General features: G+C 52.4%; 16 protein-coding genes, 1 tRNA gene and 1 pseudogene. 12 read left to right on the top strand and 6 right to left on the bottom strand.

What is annotated here, in order from left to right:
* Positions 1-2: 2 nt before the first annotated feature.
* Positions 3-497 carry a peptidylprolyl isomerase B gene (ppiB, locus tag ACRCWW_RS08195; protein ID WP_438681963.1) on the bottom strand — a complete coding sequence of 165 codons (495 nt, stop codon included), beginning with the start codon at positions 495-497 and terminating at the stop codon, positions 3-5.
* 172 nt (positions 498-669) lie between these two features.
* Here ppiB and cysS point away from each other — a divergent pair, with 172 nt between their 5' ends.
* The 3 genes from cysS (at position 670) to ACRCWW_RS08180 (ending at position 4,396) form a co-directional block, all read left to right on the top strand.
* On the top strand, positions 670-2,055 hold the full coding sequence (cysS, locus tag ACRCWW_RS08190; protein WP_438681962.1) for a cysteine--tRNA ligase: 1,386 nt from the start codon (positions 670-672) through the stop codon (positions 2,053-2,055).
* Positions 2,056-2,394: 339 nt separating this feature from the next.
* Positions 2,395-2,862, top strand: a complete 468-nt coding sequence (locus tag ACRCWW_RS08185) for a hypothetical protein (RefSeq protein WP_438681961.1) — start codon at positions 2,395-2,397, stop codon at positions 2,860-2,862.
* A gap of 214 nt (positions 2,863-3,076) precedes the next feature.
* Complete coding sequence (locus tag ACRCWW_RS08180; RefSeq protein WP_438681960.1) at positions 3,077-4,396, top strand: FKBP-type peptidyl-prolyl cis-trans isomerase; 1,320 nt, start codon at positions 3,077-3,079, stop codon at positions 4,394-4,396.
* Positions 4,397-4,548: 152 nt separating this feature from the next.
* Here ACRCWW_RS08180 and ACRCWW_RS08175 read toward each other — a convergent pair.
* A pseudogene (locus ACRCWW_RS08175) lies at positions 4,549-4,854 on the bottom strand (LacI family transcriptional regulator); the annotation flags it as partial.
* Positions 4,855-5,105: 251 nt separating this feature from the next.
* Between ACRCWW_RS08175 and ACRCWW_RS08170 the strand changes: the two are divergent.
* Positions 5,106-6,089: a fimbrial protein gene (locus ACRCWW_RS08170; protein WP_438681959.1), complete on the top strand. Its 984-nt coding sequence runs from the start codon at positions 5,106-5,108 to the stop codon at positions 6,087-6,089.
* A 35-nt stretch (positions 6,090-6,124) separates the two neighbouring features.
* On the opposite strand, the gene ybcJ is transcribed toward ACRCWW_RS08170, so the two are convergent.
* Complete coding sequence (gene ybcJ, locus ACRCWW_RS08165) at positions 6,125-6,337, bottom strand: ribosome-associated protein YbcJ (protein WP_330983217.1); 213 nt, start codon at positions 6,335-6,337, stop codon at positions 6,125-6,127.
* A gap of 2 nt (positions 6,338-6,339) precedes the next feature.
* Positions 6,340-7,206: a bifunctional methylenetetrahydrofolate dehydrogenase/methenyltetrahydrofolate cyclohydrolase FolD gene (folD, locus tag ACRCWW_RS08160; RefSeq protein WP_438681958.1), complete on the bottom strand. Its 867-nt coding sequence runs from the start codon at positions 7,204-7,206 to the stop codon at positions 6,340-6,342.
* A gap of 361 nt (positions 7,207-7,567) precedes the next feature.
* Here folD and fimA point away from each other — a divergent pair, with 361 nt between their 5' ends.
* The 6 genes from fimA to sfmF all read left to right on the top strand — a co-directional run bounded on the left by fimA (position 7,568) and on the right by sfmF (position 13,588).
* The gene (gene fimA / locus ACRCWW_RS08155; protein WP_438681957.1) at positions 7,568-8,119 is read left to right on the top strand and encodes a type 1 fimbrial major subunit FimA; all 552 of its coding nucleotides are present in this window, start codon (positions 7,568-7,570) and stop codon (positions 8,117-8,119) included.
* Between the two features lie 71 nt (positions 8,120-8,190).
* On the top strand, positions 8,191-8,736 hold the full coding sequence (gene fimI, locus ACRCWW_RS08150) for a type 1 fimbrial protein subunit FimI (RefSeq protein WP_438681956.1): 546 nt from the start codon (positions 8,191-8,193) through the stop codon (positions 8,734-8,736).
* 42 nt (positions 8,737-8,778) lie between these two features.
* Positions 8,779-9,471: a type 1 fimbria chaperone FimC gene (gene fimC / locus ACRCWW_RS08145; RefSeq protein ID WP_438681955.1), complete on the top strand. Its 693-nt coding sequence runs from the start codon at positions 8,779-8,781 to the stop codon at positions 9,469-9,471.
* Positions 9,472-9,536: 65 nt separating this feature from the next.
* A complete protein-coding gene (locus tag ACRCWW_RS08140; protein ID WP_438682008.1) occupies positions 9,537-12,065 on the top strand; it encodes a fimbrial biogenesis usher protein in 2,529 nt (842 codons plus the stop codon).
* Entirely contained in the window at positions 12,055-13,062 is a 1,008-nt protein-coding gene (gene fimH, locus ACRCWW_RS08135; protein ID WP_438681954.1) for a type 1 fimbria D-mannose specific adhesin FimH, read from the top strand. The genes ACRCWW_RS08140 and fimH overlap by 11 nt, the downstream gene beginning before the upstream one ends.
* 10 nt (positions 13,063-13,072) lie before the next feature.
* A complete protein-coding gene (gene sfmF / locus ACRCWW_RS08130; RefSeq protein WP_438681953.1) occupies positions 13,073-13,588 on the top strand; it encodes a fimbria assembly protein in 516 nt (171 codons plus the stop codon).
* A gap of 44 nt (positions 13,589-13,632) precedes the next feature.
* Here sfmF and fimZ read toward each other — a convergent pair whose 3' ends face one another.
* Positions 13,633-14,265, bottom strand: a complete 633-nt coding sequence (fimZ, locus tag ACRCWW_RS08125; RefSeq protein WP_438681952.1) for a fimbria biosynthesis transcriptional regulator FimZ — start codon at positions 14,263-14,265, stop codon at positions 13,633-13,635.
* An 889-nt stretch (positions 14,266-15,154) separates the two neighbouring features.
* Complete coding sequence (locus tag ACRCWW_RS08120; protein ID WP_438681951.1) at positions 15,155-15,787, bottom strand: hypothetical protein; 633 nt, start codon at positions 15,785-15,787, stop codon at positions 15,155-15,157.
* Between the two features lie 445 nt (positions 15,788-16,232).
* Between ACRCWW_RS08120 and ACRCWW_RS08115 the strand changes: the two genes are divergently transcribed.
* Together ACRCWW_RS08115 and ACRCWW_RS08110 are read left to right on the top strand one after the other, a co-directional pair.
* Positions 16,233-16,309, top strand: a tRNA-Arg gene (locus ACRCWW_RS08115).
* Between the two features lie 278 nt (positions 16,310-16,587).
* A protein-coding gene (locus tag ACRCWW_RS08110; RefSeq protein WP_438681950.1) for an IS3 family transposase occupies positions 16,588-17,738 on the top strand; the annotation gives its coding sequence in 2 pieces (ribosomal slippage) (positions 16,588-16,846 and positions 16,846-17,738; 1,152 coding nt in all).
* Positions 17,739-17,768: the final 30 nt, after the last annotated feature.

The raw sequence follows: 17,768 nt of genomic DNA, 5'->3' as shown, positions 1-17,768 counted from the left end.
GATTACTCGCTGACGGTCACACTTGTGACGATAACGTCTTCTTTTGGCACGTCCTGGTGCATGCCGCTGCGGCCTGTTGCGACAGCTTTGATCTTATCAACTACGTCCATGCCTTCTGCAACTTCAGCAAACACGCAGTAACCCCAACCCTGCAGGCTTTCACCAGAGAAGTTCAGGAAGTCGTTGTCCACTACGTTGATGAAGAACTGTGCGGTTGCAGAGTGTGGCGCCTGAGTACGGGCCATAGCCAGCGTACCACGGGTGTTTTTCAGGCCGTTGTTCGCTTCGTTTTTGATCTGATCTTTAGTGGCTTTCTGATTCATGCCTGGCTCAAAGCCGCCGCCCTGAATCATAAAACCGTTAATCACACGGTGGAAAATGGTGTTGTCGTAAAAACCTTCGCGGCAGTAGTCCAGGAAGTTTTTAACTGTTTCAGGCGCTTTATCGTCGAAGGTTTTGATGACGATATCGCCGTGATTAGTGTGGAAAGTAACCATTTTTGCATCCTGTTCCGATATAGTGGTGCGAATACCCGCTGACGGGTCACGTATAGGGGCTTGTTATAGCATAACCGTAGGGTTCGATCACCTTGCATTGTGTGCTGCTTCACGATTGAATAACGGGTAGAATACGCGGTTTTCGCCCACACACGTCTACATGGAATCTTCGATGTTAAAAATCTTTAATACACTGACGCGCCAAAAAGAGGAATTCAAACCTATTCATGCCGGACAGGTCGGCATGTACGTGTGTGGTATCACCGTTTACGATCTCTGTCATATCGGCCACGGCCGTACTTTTGTTGCGTTTGATGTGGTGTCCCGCTATCTGCGTTTCCTGGGCTATCAGCTCAAATACGTGCGTAACATCACCGATATCGACGACAAAATCATCAAACGCGCTAATGAAAATGGCGAAGATTTTGTGGCGCTGGTCGATCGCATGATCGCCGAAATGCACAAAGATTTTGATGCTTTGAACATCCTGCGTCCGGACAACGAGCCGCGTGCCACGCACCACATCCACGAAATCATTGAGATCACCGAAAAGCTGATCGCTCGCGGTCACGCTTACGTAGCTGACAATGGCGACGTGATGTTCTCGGTGCCAAGCGATCCTAACTATGGCTTGCTGTCACGCCAGGATCTGGAACAGCTGCAGGCTGGCGCACGCGTTGACGTGGTGGATGTTAAACGCAATCCGATGGATTTCGTGCTGTGGAAAATGTCCAAAGCAGGCGAGCCGAGCTGGTCTTCTCCGTGGGGCGAAGGTCGTCCAGGCTGGCACATTGAGTGTTCTGCGATGAACTGCAAACAGCTGGGTTCCCATTTCGATATTCACGGTGGCGGTTCGGACCTGATGTTCCCGCATCATGAAAACGAAATCGCCCAGTCTACCTGCGCGCACGATGGCGAGTATGTAAATACCTGGATGCACTCTGGCATGGTCATGGTTGACCGCGAGAAAATGTCGAAATCGCTGGGTAACTTCTTCACCGTGCGCGACGTGCTGAAGTATTACGATGCCGAAACCGTGCGTTACTTCCTGATGTCCGGCCATTACCGCAGCCAGCTCAACTACAGCGAAGAGAACCTGAAGCAGGCCCGCTCAGCGCTGGAGCGCCTCTACACTGCGCTGCGCGGCACAGATACTTCTGTTGAAGCCGCAGGCGGCGAAGCGTTTGAAGCCCGTTTCCGTGAAGCAATGGACGACGATTTCAACACCCCGGAAGCGTATTCCGTGCTGTTTGATATGGCCCGCGAAGTGAACCGTCTGAAAGGTGAAGACCTGGCTGCGGCAAACGGGATGGCGGCGCACATGCGTAAACTGTCTGGCGTGCTGGGCCTGCTGGAACAAGATCCGGAAGTGTTCCTGCAAGGCGGTGCGCAGGCCGACGACGGCGAAGTAGCTGAAATCGAGGCTCTGATTAAACAGCGTCTGGAAGCGCGTCAGTCGAAAGACTGGGCAGCGGCAGATGCTGCACGTGACCGTCTGAATGAGATGGGGATCGTGCTGGAAGACGGCGCGCAGGGTACAACCTGGCGTCGTAAGTAATCTCTCCTCTTGTGGCCTCTTTCAATGCGAAGGGGCCACATTTTATTCAAAGTCCTAAATGGTCTTAAAAAAACTTTCTTCCGTGAAGTAGCTTTTATCCACTCAATTTTCATTTCCCTTTTATCGTTTTCTCATTGTTTTTTATGATGTTCTGAAAATATGAACGTCAGTTTAAAAATAGATGCAGTGAATTGTTTTCATTTGTTTTATTTAGTTTGGTGATGAGTCCATTCCTTGAACGCTTTTCCCTCGTTGTTTTTATATTTCGGCCTGTAAGATAATGCCCGTCCTTTAGTTTTTATATTTCCTGATAAATTACAAGCAAATGAGGGAGGGCACGTGGACGGGATAACAGAAATAAAAAGAGGTCATCAGTGGCGTTTATTATTATTAGGATGTGCATTACCGCTGCTTATTGCCGGGTGCCAAAAGCATCAGACAAAAAAGCAGCCTCCGGAAAATAACGTTTCAGCTTCCCTTACTCAGCCATCACCAGCACCAGCCATCGCTCCCCCGGCACCGGTCATTGAGCGTGAGGAGAGCGTTGCGCAGGGCGCAGCGTCGGTGTGCCAGCGGGAGCTGGTCGCGCTGGCAAAAGTCAATCAGACCCTGTATGTCCGTAAAAAAGAGGCGTTTGAGAGCCTCCTTCAGAGCGCTTCTGTTTATACCAGCGTGCGGGATGATATTGGCGAGCAAACCCGGGATACCCTGGATGCTCTCTATAAATATAAAACGCAAAAATTATGCAGCGATATTGCGCAATCCGTTCGCCAGTCGCTGATCAATCGGGGGGAGAATTTAAAATGACCGCAGGCCGCATGAGCTCTTTTTTTTTGCCTATCCAGCGTTAATTCTTTTCATTCTCCCCACTCAGGTACTGGCTGACGATAGCAGCATAGCGCTGCAGTCGCTGGATGCCATTACCGCCCAGTCCAGCGATATTCCGGCTCTGCTGGTGGAAAAACCGATAGCGCTTCCCGCTTTGCCTCGTCGTAAGGCTCCTCCCGCAAAAATAAGCCAGATGGGTGCGAATAAAACGCCGCTGTCACTGATGTCAGAGGCGAATTCACAAATAGCGGCTTTGCAAAAATCACTGGCAGAGACGGCGCAACAGCAAAAGCTCAATCAGGAACAGCTCCAGAGCACGCAGCTACAGCTTGAAGAGAGAAACCGGCAAATCGCGGTCCTGCAGTCCTCCGGCCATGAGAAAGAGGAGGAAGTGGCAGGTATCAGGCAACAGTTGACGGACAGCCAGCAACAAAACCAGCAGCAGAAAGAGCAGATCGCGCAGCTAACGGCTGCCCGGACCGCGACGGCGCTGGACCTGGCGGCAGCCCAGGCCCTCAAAAATCAGGCGCTGGCGAAGTCAGAGGCTTCGCTGACAGAGAGCCGGAAGGAGGTTGCGGCTCTCCAGACGCAGGTCGCTACGCTGAAGGCTGCATGGGAATCCGGGGCTAAGGCTCAGGCCGAACAACTGAAAGTCTCAGAGCAGCTGAAAAAATCGCAGCTTGAAAGCGATCGCCTTGCCAAAGATATGCTCGCCAGAAACGCGGGATTGGCTGCTGAAAATAAAACCAAGGATGAAGGGCTGCTCGCCACGAAAAACTCGCTGCTGGAAAGCCAGAAACAGCGCGAGGAGCTAAATAAAAAATGGCTGGAGGCGAGCGATAAGCTCAAGGCGCAGGAGGCGCAGCTGGCTGAGTTGCGTCAGGGCGCGAAAACGCTGGAGCCGAAATCAGAAGGCGAAGTGCGTTCGTATGCTCTGGGAACTTTCTGGGGGCATGAGGTCACTCAGGTGCTGGATAAAGTAAAAGCAGACGGATTTCCGCTTGATATGACGCAGGTCAGCAGCGGCGTGACAGATTCCCTGCGCGGCGAGTTCAGGCTGCCAAGGGAGAAAATTATTGCGGTGCTGGAGGCGATGAACAAACAGGTGCTCAGCCAGAATAAGCCTGCCCAGAGCGATAAATTCCTTCAGGCCTTCAGTAAAAAGCCCGGTACGCAGCGCGCAGAGATGGGCTACTACTACCGCATCAGTAAAAAAGGCCAGGGAAAAATCGGTCAAAACGACAAAGTGGCGGTTTCGGTGAAAGAGAGCCTGGCGAGCGGCAAGGTGATTAAGGATATGGCGCAGACCGGAAAAGTGCTGGCGCTGCCGCTGTCGGAGTTCCCGCCGCTTTTCTCATCGGCTGTCGGCAAGCTTGGCGACAAGGGCAAGCTGGTGATGGCCGTACCGCCTGAGCTGGCCTATGGCGAGCAGGGGCGACCGCCGGAGATCCCGCCTTCGTCGACGATGGTGTATGAGATAACCGTGGTAGATGTTCGACCCGCAGGGAAATAAGGTTGTTACTGTCACGCCCGGTTCGTCCGGGCGTTGTTATTTTCAGGCCGATTCCCGGGCAATGAGCTGGCCCGAAAGCGTGATGCGCTGGGTTTGCAGGTCGGGCTCTCTGAGCTGACGGATAATCAGCGCTGCTGCCGGGTGGCAAGGCTTGCGGCGTGGGTATCGTCATTGCATGCCGGGGTCGACTCTTCTTTATACACCCTGCCGTTTTGCATTAGTTCGCTGCGAGCTCCCTGCAAGCGCTGCTGGCTGCCTGACGGTTATCGCCCATCAGCAGGTTGCAGTTATCTCCCATCAGCGATTGCGACACCATGACCAGCGGCAGCGGGCACTCGCTCACCAGCACAGGTAAGGCCGACCGGTTGGTTTCTGAGGCCAGATAAATCCCCCCCGTGACAGCCCTGCTGTTTGAAGGATAAAAGACAGCGCTCGAGGCCTGCGTGGTCATCCTGCGGAAATGGCTTTCTCTCATTCGGGTCGTCAGCCCCTGAATGGGTAATTATGCAAAGGAGATAAACAGGTAATATTATTTATTGGACACCCTCTTTTTATATAGTAGTTCGGCAAAAGAATAAATAGAAAATTTATTTCCCTGACGTGAGTTTTGTGCGCCATCGACGGTGAAATAGATTCTTTATGAGACCAAATAATAATTGGGAATATTCCTGGTTGTTTTAGCCGGGGAGCGATACCTGGAGAGGGAAATATGAAGGTTGTCATAAAAATATTTTTAGCGGTTGTGCTGACAGGGAGCAGTGGTAGCCTGTGGGCCAACTGCCGATATATTAACGGTGCGCACGATATTCAGCAAAACCTCAATATCGGTGATATTACCATCAAACAAGACGTTTCAGTCGGCTCAGAAGTTTTCAGAACGTCGGTGAAGTTTCAGCCTTATGGCCAGGGGGTGATGCGTTGTATTCTCCCGCCAGAGTGGGTACTCTCCAGCGGGGTGAATAATATTGCCGTTTCCGGCAGCCCTGCTGGTACCTACCAAACCGGGATCCCCGGCTACAGCGTGATTGTTTACGCTGGTACGAGCAATTCGGAATATACCTATCAGCAGCCGCCGTTTACCAGATTTATTGCTCACAACAATATAACCGCACTGGATGATTTGGCAGAGGCCACTCTGATTATTCGTAAAACCGGGCAATCCGAACCCGGTACGGTAAGGAATCTGCCAACGGGGCTTTATGCCGAGTTTTCGACCGTCAGCCAGGACGGTTCACTGTTTCCCGTGAGACTTAATGTCACAGGTGGGCGCATCATTACCACTGGCGGCTGCATGATAAAAACACCGGATGTGACAGTAATGATGGGAAACTTTGCAGTTAAGCAGTTCCGCGGCGTGGGCTCGACCACACCGGAGAAAGAGATCAACATGCTGCTGGAGTGTCAGGCCATGCTGGATGTTAGCGTGACCCTCAGCGGTATGCAAAACAGCGAGACCAGCGACACCTCCGTGCTTCAGCTGAACGGAGCCGGAAGTGCGGAGGTGGCAACAGGGGTGGGGATCCAGGTGCTGTATGGCACCGAAGCGCTAAAACTGAATGAGAAGAAGCTGTTGAAGAAAGCGGCGGGCGGGCCGGAAACCTTTACTTTCCACGCCCGTTATATTCAGACCAAAGCGCAGGTCGGCGCAGGTGATGCCAATGGGTCGGCGGTGCTGACGTTCTCATATCTGTAGCAGAGAGCCCGACGGCGACTGCCGTCGGGGAAACATTAGGCGATAACGGTGATGCTCTGGCCGTCAAAGCTGACGGTTTGACCGGCGATAATCTTGCAGCGCTTACGGGTTTCTACCACGCCATCAACGGTGACCTGGCCTTCGGCGATAAAGATCTTCGCCTGCGCGCCGCTCTCGCTCCAGCCTTCCAGTTTCAGTAAGTCGCACAGCTCTACGTGCGGATGCTTGCCCAGGGAAAAAGTGGCCATTCTTAAACGTCCTCTACATCATGATATTCTTCACACGCCTGAAGCGTGTTCTGGATTAGCGTCGCCACGGTCATTGGGCCAACGCCACCCGGTACCGGCGTAATATATGACGCACGCGCTGCGGCGTCGTCAAAAATCACATCGCCAACCACTTTGCCGCTTTCAAGGCGGTTAATGCCGACATCGACCACTATCGCGCCTTCTTTGATCCACTCGCCAGGAATAAAACCAGGCTTGCCAACAGCGACGACCAGCAGATCGGCGTTCTCAACATGCTGACGCAGGTTTTTGGTGAAGCGGTGGGTGACGGTGGTCGTGCAGCCTGCTAACAGCAGTTCCATGCTCATCGGGCGACCCACGATATTGGATGCGCCGATGATCACCGCATTCAGACCGTAAGTGTCGATATTGTAACGCTCAAGCAGCGTCACGATGCCGCGCGGTGTACAAGGGCGCAGACGCGGTGCACGCTGGCACAGTCGACCCACGTTATACGGGTGGAAGCCATCGACGTCTTTGTCCGGCGCGATACGCTCCAGCACTTTGACGTTATCGATGCCTGCCGGAAGAGGAAGCTGCACCAGGATGCCATCAATCTCATCGTCGGCATTCAGGGTATCAATCAGTTCCAGCAGCTCGGCTTCGCTGGTGGTTTCAGGCAAATCGTAAGAGCGGGAGATAAAGCCCACCTCTTCACAGGCTTTGCGTTTGCTGCCGACATAAATTTGCGAAGCAGGGTTGCTGCCCACCAGCACAACCGCCAGGCCAGGGGCGCGTTTTCCGGCTGTAACACGAGCCTTCACTTTTTCCGCAACCTCAGAGCGTACCTGCTGCGCAATCGTTTTACCGTCAATAATCTTTGCTGCCATCAGAGAGAGGATTCCGTCTGTCACTATCAAAAGGGGGGGATGCTCATATTTTGTCAGAAGCCGGGCGTGATGTCAGTCACCGTTTGCGTTTTTATCATGCTCGCGGGGTGGGATGACAAGAAAAACCACAAAGAGAGACAGGTTTTTCCCATGTTTACAAAAATAAGTAGTCCTTTCTTAATTATTATTAGGACGAGGCTGACAGAAATGGCAGCTTTTATCCATATTTCCTGTTCATCGATTTGTCTATTGTATGCCAACTGCTGCGGGCTTTATTTCCGTTCAGTATTGAAGGAACGACGGGAGTTATTTTTCGGATTGTTTCTTCGCCGTAAATAATTAGATAAATCAAGGAAAACTCATGAAAGTAAGTAAGATTGCCTTCGCTCTGGTGGCGGCGCTCGGTTTTGTCGCAGCTTCCGCTAATGCAGCCACTACCGTGGTTAACGGCGGCAACGTGCATTTCAAAGGTGAACTGGTGAACGCAGCCTGTGCCGTCAGCACCGAATCCGCCAACCAGACCGTTGAGCTGGGTCAGTACCGTACCGCGTCTTTCACCAAGACCGGTGATACTTCCGCAAAAATCCCATTCAGCATCGTGCTGAACGATTGTGATCCTGCTGTTGCGGCGACCGCAGCGGTGGCTTTCACGGGTCAGATTGATGCAACTGACACCTCCCTGCTTGCAGTGGCTTCCGGGGGCAACACCGACACGGCCTCTGGCGTGGGTATTGAGATCATGGATAACGCGTCTGCAACGCTGACGCCAAATGGCACCGTGTTCTCTGCCGCACAGAACCTGATTCAGGGCACCAACACCCTGCAATTCAGCGCGCGTTACAAAGCAACGACTGACACCACCACCCCGGGTCAGGCGAACGCTGATGCGACTTTCGTCATGAAATACGAGTAAGTCATTCTGACGTTCAGGACGAAGTTTGCCTTAAGGATGAGGCACATTTTCAGACCTCCCAGGACACGATGATGATACGGAAGTTGCCGCTGCTGGCTTTGCTGTTTGCGACGCTCACCCCTGCTTTTGCCCACACCGTTGTGGTCGACGGCGGGCGCGTGAAAATGCGCGGCGAGCTGGTTAACAGTGCCTGCGCCGTTGCCCCGGACAGCCAGGTTATGCGGGTAGATATGGGGCAATATCGCACCAATACTTTTGGTGATGTGGGCACCTTTTCTACCGTCACCGTGCCGTTCTCTCTGCATCTTATGGAGTGCCAGCCTGAGGTGGCAAGCCTGGTTGGCGTGAGCTTTCAGGGACTTAGCCCCGCAGAGGATCCACAGGTCTTTGTCGCATCGGCTCAGGCTACTGGGATGCCTGGCGAGAGTGGGCTGGGGTTAGCGCTGTTTGACCCACGACAGCAGCTTATTATTCCTAACGCCTCTCCAAATTATTATTTACCGATCACCGCCAAAGAAATGACTTTGCATTTCAGCGCACGCTATCGCGTTATTTCTTTACCGCTGGTACCGGGGAATTTACTCACCGAAGTCTGGTTTACGCTGGTTTATCCGTAAATAAAATACTGAGTCAGACATTAAGAAACAGGTTATTTCGCTATGATTCGCCTTATTAACGTGACGACATTACTGTCACTGCTTTTTTTGAGTTGTGTGATGCCTGCCCAGGCGGCGGGGGGGATAGCCCTGGGCGCGACTCGGGTGATTTATCCCGAAAATGCCAAACAAACCTCGCTTGCCCTGAGCAACAGCAACAAACAGGAACGCTACCTGATCAATGCCTGGATTGAGAACGCTAACGGGCAGAAAGAGAAAACGTTCGTCATCACGCCACCGCTGTTTGTCAGCGAGCCGAACAGTGAAAACACGCTGCGTATTATTTACGCCGGCCCGGCGTTGCCCGCCGATCGGGAAACGTTGTTCTATCTGAACGTGAAGGCAATCCCTTCGATGGACAAGAAAAGTGCCGACGGCAGCAACGTGCTCCAACTGGCGATCCTGTCGCGCATCAAGCTGTTTGTTCGCCCGCAAAATCTGGAAATCCAGCCTGCTCCTGCGCTGGATAAGCTCGCGTTCACCCGCAGTGGCAGCACCCTGAATATTAGCAATCCGACGCCGTATTACATCACGCTGGTGAATCTGCAAATGGCCGGGAAAAAAGTCGATAACGTGATGATCGCGCCGAAAGGTAGCGCCAGCGTTACGCTGCCTGCAGCGACCCCGGGTGCGCTGAGCTGGCAGAGCGTCAATGATTACGGCGCCATCACGCCTGTACGTCGTGTGAACTTGTAATGAACACCCTGACTATCGCCTTTACTGCCCGACGCTGGCCGCGGTTGAAACTGCTGGTGCTGGCGATGTCGGGGGCAGGGTTAACCTCCGGCGCATGTGCGGAGAGTTACTTCAACCCTTCATTCCTGTCTGATGATGCCGCGGGCGTGGCAGATTTGTCGCGCTTTGAAAAAGGCCATCAGCAACCCGCTGGTGTCTACCGCGTCGATATTTCTCGTAACGACGAATTTATGGGCTCACAGGATCTACGCTTCGTTGCGGCTGATAATACTCAGCCAGCGGCGGGCGGGCTTGCTCCGTGTATTACACCTGAATTGTTGCGCAGGCTTGGCGTCAATACGGCGGCGTTTCCTGAACTGGCGAAAGTCGGGAAGGGGGAATGTGTTGCGCTGGAAAAAACCATTCCCGGGGCGGAGACAAGTTTTGATTTTGCCGCGCTGAAGCTCAGTATCAGCCTGCCGCAGGTGGCGATGTTTAATAGCGCACGCGGTTACATTCCGCCGGAAGAGTGGGATGAAGGCATCCCGGCGCTGTTGGCGAACTACAGCTTTAGCGGAAATCGCGGCAGCAACGATGACAGCTACTTTTTAAACCTGATGAGCGGGCTGAACTACGGCCCGTGGCGTTTGCGAAATAACGGCACCTGGAGCTATTCCAACAACAACAGCCAGAAACAGAGTCAGTGGCAAAATGTCGCCACCTGGGCGCAACGCTCGATTATTCCGTGGAAAAGCGAACTGGTGCTGGGCGACAGCAACAGCGGCAGTGACGTGTTCGACAGCGTGGGATTTCGCGGCGCGCGCCTTTACTCGTCCGACAGCATGTACCCCGACAGTATGCAGGGCTTCGCGCCGACAGTGCGCGGCATTGCGCGCACTCCAGCGAAAGTGACCATCCGTCAGAACGGCTACGTGGTTTATCAAAGCTATGTGCAGAGCGGCGCTTTTGCTATCAGCGATCTGAACCCGACCTCTTCAAGCGGTGACCTTGAAGTGACCGTCGATGAAAAAGACGGCAGCCAGCAGCGCTACACCGTGCCTTACTCCTCCGTGCCATTACTGCAACGTGAAGGGCGCTGGAAATACGATTTGGTGATGGGCGATTTCCGCTCGGGTAACAATCAGCAGGATACGCCATTCTTCGCACAAGGCACGCTGATAACCGGATTGAACGCAGGTGTGACCGTTTATGGCGGTACGCAGCTTGCTGAAAATTATCGGGCTCTCGCCGTTGGGGTGGGTAAAAACCTCGGCGACTGGGGCGCAGTCTCATTCGATATTACCCATGCGCACAGCGTGCTGGTGGATGACTCCTCGCACGACGGGCAGTCGTTACGCTTCCTGTACGCGAAATCGCTGAACACCTTCGGCACCAACTTCCAGCTACTGGGTTATCGCTACTCGACAAAAGGCTTTTTCACGCTTGATGACACCACGTGGAAGAGCATGAGTGGCTATCAGTACGGGAACGATGACAGCGACCGGGACGGTGTGCCTGATGTTATTAGCTACCACAACCTGACGCAAAATAAGAAAGGCCGCTTCCAGGCCAACATTTCGCAATCGTTGGGTGATTACGGCTCACTGTATCTGTCTGGCAGCGAGCAAACCTACTGGGGCTCCGATGAGAGCACGACCTGGTATCAATTCGGCTATTCAGCGGGGTGGCGTGGGATCAGTTATTCGTTATCCCTCTCCTGGAACCAATCAGTGGGGATCGAAGGAACCGATCGTATTGCTTCCTTTAATCTCTCCGTGCCTTTCAGCATTTTCAACAACGGTGGAAGCGATCGCTGGCGTACGGCGGTCGATCGGGCTTATGCCACGGTGTCCGCCAACCGCAACAGCGACGGAGATACCAGCTGGCAAAGTGGCATCAGCGGCACGCTGCTTGAGGGGAATAACCTCAGCTACAGCGTGACCCAGGGCAACGCCAGCGATCGCGGTTACACCGGCAGCGCCAGTGCCAACTGGCAGGCGACCTACGGCACCTTAAGCGGGGCGTACAACTATGACAGGGACCAGCACTCGCTGAACTGGCAGGCTTCGGGCGGCATTCTGGCGCACGCCGATGGCATCACCTTCAGCCAGCCGCTGGGCGACACCAATGTGCTGATCAAGGCGCCCGGTGCCGACGGCGTTCGCATCGAAAACCAGACCGGGGTGAAAACCGACTGGCGCGGCTATGCGGTGATGCCTTACGCCACGGTTTATCGCTACAACCGCATCGCGCTGGACACCAACACCATGAGCAACAGCACGGACGTAGAAAACAACGTCAGCAGCGTGGTGCCGACGGAAGGCGCAGTGGTGCGAGCGGCATTCGATACTCGCATCGGCGTGCGCGCACTGATAACGGTACGCCGCGGTGCTCAGCCCGTGCCTTTTGGTGCCATCGTGCGTGAAACATCAAGCGGCGTTACCAGCATGGTGGGAGACGACGGACAAATCTACCTGAGTGGCTTACCGCTGCAAGGTGAACTGTTGATCCAATGGGGCGACGGGCCAAATGCGCAATGTCGCGCACCGTATTCTCTCCCCGAAAAGAGCCTGAAACAGGCGGTCACACTCACGGAGGTTCGCTGTGATCACTAAGACCCTGACCTTATTTGTCCTGGGCATTGCGCTGACCAGCACGTCGGCATGGGCAACGGTTTGCCGTAATCAGAACGGGGTGCCGACGGATGTGTTTTACGATCTGACGGATACCTTTACCAGCGCCAATAACCAGGTCGGCCAAACGGTGACGCTCAGCCAAAAATCGGGCTGGATTGGTGTTAACGCTGTGTGTCCGGCGGGCACCACAGGCACCACCACCAAACGCAGTTACGTGACCAGTTTCCCGGTGGTGAGCACTGAGAACAACTTCAAATATTTAAAGCTGAATGATTATCTGGATGGCGCAATGCAGATAACGGACAGCGCGGCGGGGACTTTTTATCCTCCGGCGAACTACATTCAAATGGGCTCGCACCCTAACGTGCCGAAGCAACAACCCTTTCCGGTGGATGACTCTAAATTGATCTTCCGCCTGAAGGTGACTCGTCGCTTTATCAATATGGTCGTTATCCCAAAGCAAACAATGTTTACGGTCTATGTGACAACCAACAACGGTGAGCCATTGACCACGCCGGTCTACACCATCAGCTATAGCGGAACAATCAATGTGCCGCAGACCTGTGAAATCAACGCGGGAACCATCGTGCAGTTTGATTTTGGTGATATCAGAGCCTCGCTCTTCAGCGATGCAGGGGCGGGAAATGCTCCGGCAAATGTGCCCATTCAGCAGAAAACCATTGGCATAAAATGCACGAACGTGGAGTCGCAGGCCTATCTCACCATGCGTGTCGAAGCGGAGAAATCCCAGGGCAATGCGATGGTGTCGGACAATCCTGACCTTGGTTTTATCGTGGCTGACAGCAGTGGTAACCCTCTGACACCGAATAACATCAATAGCAAGATCCCTTTCCGTCTGGATGGCAGTGCACAGGCGCAGGTTGGTATCCGCGCCTGGCCCGTTAGCGTGACCGGCAATAAACCGGAGGAAGGGAAATTTACGGCTCGCGGCTACCTGCGTGTGGATTATGACTAAGGAGCGGGCGATGAAGAAACTGGGATGGATCGTGTTAGGCGTGGGCATCAGCAGCACGGTTTGGGCTGACACGCCACTGGGCGAAATCAACATTGAGTTGACCGGAAATGTGGTGGATTACACCTGTGTGGCGGAAGGCAGCGACAGCGATAAATCGGTTGAACTGGGGCGATGGGCGTCAAAGCAATTACGCCAGACCGGGAGCACGACCTCTTTAACACCCTTTACCTTAAGCCTGACCGGTTGTCCTCCGGGCGCTGCTTCCATTACCTTTGCAGGCAAAGCTGATGACAGCGACCCTTCGCTGCTCAGCTTAAACGCGAGCAGTACCGCCAGCCGCGTTGCCGTTGAAATTCGTGACAGCGATCGCCGGCGATTGCCTTTGCAACACGCCAGCCGCGAAGTGGTCGTGGATGCACAAGGCAACGCAACCTTGCAGTTTTTTGCCAACTATATCGCCACCGCCGAAAATCCTCAGGCGGGGAGCGCAGACGCAGACGCGACCTTCGCCATTAATTATTATTAAATACGCCCCATTCCCGGAGTTTTCGGGAATGGGGTATTTTTTTTTCAGAGTAGCTCGTGCGAGCGGGCATAATCAATCAGCTCTACGATGGAATGAACCCCAAGCTTAGAGAAAATATTGGATTTATGTGCGCTTATGGTCTTGTTACTCAATAATAGCTGGTCAGCAATTTCTTTATTTGTTAATCCATTTACCAGATAACGCATCACGGTCACTTCGCGATTAGATAAAGGAAGTTCCACTTGCTCATTGCGTCGAGTGGCATGCTGGCTTAACAGGTTTATTGTGTCAGATGGGAAAAAAGAATAGCCATCCAGCAGCATTTCCACCGCTTTGTAAATATCATTATAATCCTTGCGCTTACTCACGAATCCATTTGCTCCCGCGCGAAGTGCCCGCCCGGCATAATAGTTCTCCGACTTCGATGATAAAAACAAGACCTTCGTCGTTGGGCGCATATCATTAATGCGCTTTAGCAGCGAGAACCCGTCTGTTCCCGGCAATTCGATGTCAACGATAATCAAATCGACTTCCGATTTTCTTATGTAATCAAGCACTTCTCTTCCATCCCCTGATGTTAGCACCACCCGGATGTCGCTGTTTTTGTTCAGCAAGACTTCTATCGACATTCTGACGATGGGCTGTTCATCCATAATAATTACGGCGGCCGGTTTCATTTTCTATTCCTCAGATTATGTTTTCGGTTCTGCTGTTCCCCGAACGGGCAGTTCGCCAGTGCAGGCTAATAACGATGTAACCAGGCTTCTGATATAGCGGAGAAAAGGAACGTGGGGGCCGCTAGCGTCAGTTTTTATCTGGCAGAACAGCAATATAAGTGACGGTGGGGTAATCAGAACATCCTGATACTGATGTATTTTCCAATGAATGCGATGAAGGCTTCCTTGTTTTTTGTGGTCACGTAATCACCATCAACTATTATCTGTGGGGGAGACGTTGTGGTGCATTTTGTTATTTATCTTAATGCTGTCGATTATACCCTTTAACGATATTTGAAAAAGCCTGAGAAATGGATAAATGCCTTTACTAATTAGGATGTTCTAAATGATCTCGAGTGAGATTTTTCTTTTGGGGATATTTTCTGCTTATTTTTGTTTTATCGATGTTTATGGCTTACTGGTCTTAAAAAAACAACACAACGCACTGGATGTTGTGGCAGTGTTAATTTTCTTTCCAAATGTTATTTTGACGCCTGTGGAAATTCGGTGGCTAAAATAGCTTTTAAGAGAGAGAGTTATGATGACACAACGCTATATCCTCTCTGGTGCACCCTGGCTGCTGCGGCGCAGCAGGATCTCCGGTTGTTGCAAATCCCAGGCATAAGGTTATGCCAACGCGCTCACAATTCACTCGAATAAACCACCTGCTATCCGCGAAAAAATCTTATTAAGCAGTGGTAAATATTGGGCAGTTAGCCTAAGGCGGTTGTTCGTTTCGCTATCGAGAGCAATTTAAGATTAATTATAATTGTTAATTAATGGTTAAATAATAACGGTATGCTTACCTGATTTTAAGTAATTTCCTAAAAAAATTCGGCGCTTCAATAAGTTATTCCGAGGTGTAGCCGGGAGGTGTGGCACAGATTTTCTGTAAAAGGTTGAGCAAATGCTGACGTTTCTCCAGCCGTAACAGGGTAATGATGCAATTTACCCGGTAGGTAATTCGATGATAAGGGCGCTGCTGATAGCGTGCTATCTCGCATAACGAGAACCCTCGGGCCATTAACAGCAGCACGCTCCATTCCCGGGTTTTAAACAGACGGTGTGAAGCAGGAAGAAGAAGGCGGCGATACTGTAAGGCATCACGAAGCTGTTTCAGGTCCAGATGCTTGTCGATTAAGCGGCACAGACACGCGGCTTGTAAAAAACGGCGATATGAACAGGCTTTTTCAGGGGTGATCAATGAAATTTCAAGGCCCGGATACCGTTTATGAAGGTCGAGTAAGTGATTAAGAATAGCCAGTGTCGGTATGGGCCACCCCTCAATGTCGATAATCAGGTTGAGGGGTTGCGTGCCACGCACCACGCTTAGCGCCTCGTCGAGATTGTTATAGATAGTGCAATAACACAACGGAGCCGGGCTGTGATGAATGCCAAGTGCGAGGAAATAATCACAGGTCACCAGAATGCGGTTTTCATTAGCTCGCCCGTGGTGGCTCAGCAAATCGTGGCGTTCAACCAAGGCAAAATGGGGGAGGGGGCGGGCGTGACTCTGAACAGGAGTGAGGTTTCTCCGTCGTCTTTCTCTGCGTAGTATGATGCTCATCGTTCCCTCTCTGACCGTCAATCCATATTTATCTTCTTAAAACTCATTATCGGTAGCCCCTGGAGAAATCATCTTTGCAAAGCGCGAGTTAGCGTTGTTCATCCAGGGATGACCGCGTTGAGCGATGGACTTCTATTGTTGTCAGAGCCCAGAAATGAAGGTACCAGGCGTTGCTTAAACGGCGCTGGGATATTTCGTATACCCGGGCCGGAATAGCGAACGTCTGGTGAAGGAGTGAGCGGTAAAAGGAGGGGATTTAAGCTGACATCCGGGTAATCAACGTTTACGGGGAAAAGCCATTGACTCAACAGGCGTTGACCGTATAATTCCACGCGTTCCAACCACGAAGTTTCTCCTCCGTGCGCCCTTAGCTCAGCTGGATAGAGCAACGGCCTTCTAAGCCGTAGGTCACAGGTTCGAATCCTGTAGGGCGTGCCATTTAAATCAATGTGTTATCTCATTTCCTCCTGTTCGATTAGCTACCTTTAATATTTATGTAACTGCTGGTGTAAGTAAATTTCCGCAACGTAAATCAACGTTATAGCGAAGGTTCGGCGATCACTTTTTCCCATCAATGTTAGTTTCCTTTTTTGCCTGAGCCACAGGTAATATCACTCACTACTTTGTAGTTACTGCGTTTCATCAGTCCTGTGATCCTACCCGCGAATAGTGGACACGCGACTAAGTGAGTAAACTCTCAACCAGAGGTAGCTCACATGACAAAACCAGCATCAACCATCAAAAAGATCCGTAAACAGCACTCGCCTGAATTCCGTCAGGAAGCCCTGAAACTAGCGGAACGTATTGGTGTTGCAGCAGCAGCCCGCGAGCTCAGCCTGTATGAATCACAGCTCTATCACTGGCGAAGTAAGCTGAAAAATGCACATTCCTCTTCCGAACGGGAGCAGGAAATGTCCGTTGAAATTGCCCGCCTTAAGCGTCAACTGGCGGAGCGGGATGAAGAGTTGGCTATTCTCCAAAAGGCCGCGACATACTTCGCAAAGCGCCTGAAATGAAGTATGTCTTCATCGAAAATCATCAGGCTGAGTTTAGCGTCAAAGCCATGTGCCGTGTGCTTCGGGTTGCCCGGAGCGGTTGGTATGCCTGGCGTCTTCGTCGCCATCAGCCCGGTCCGCGCCAGCAGTTCCGGCACATCTGTGATGCTGCTGTCAGTCAGGCATTCACTGAGGCAAAGCAGCGTTATGGTGCGCCTCGTCTCGCCGAAGAACTGCCTGAATACAATATTAAAACCATTGCTGCCAGCCTGCGCCGTCAGGGACTGCGGGCGAAAGCGGCCCGCAAGTTCAGTCCGGTCAGTTACCGTGAGCACGGCTTGCCTGTGTCAGAGAACCTGCTGAAACAGGATTTTTACGCCAGTGGCCCAAACCAGAAGTGGGCGGGTGACATCACCTACTTACGTACAGATGAAGGCTGGCTGTATCTGGCGGTGGTCATTGATCTGTGGTCGCGTGCCGTCATTGGCTGGTCGATGTCGCCGCGTATGACGGCGCAGCTTGCCTGCGATGCACTGCAAATGGCGCTGTGGCGACGTAAACGTCCGGAAAATGTCATTGTTCACACGGACCGTGGTGGTCAGTACTGTTCGTTGGATTATCAGACCTTGCTGAAACGTCATAATCTGCGCGGGAGCATGAGCGCAAAAGGCTGTTGCTATGACAATGCCTGCGTGGAAAGCTTCTTTCACTCGCTGAAAGTGGAATGTATCCACGGAGAACGCTTTACCAGCCGGGAAATAATGCGGACGACGGTGTTTAATTATATCGAGTGCGATTACAATCGCTGGCGTCGCCACAGTGCGTGCGGCGGTCTCAGCCCGGAACAATTTGAAAACCAGAACCTCGCTTAGGGCCGTGTCCACATTATGTGGGTAGGATCA

Source organism: Scandinavium sp. (genome assembly GCF_051650185.1).
In the GTDB taxonomy this organism is placed as follows: Bacteria; Pseudomonadota; Gammaproteobacteria; order Enterobacterales; family Enterobacteriaceae; genus Scandinavium.
This window is presented reverse-complemented; position numbering and strand designations above follow the sequence as displayed.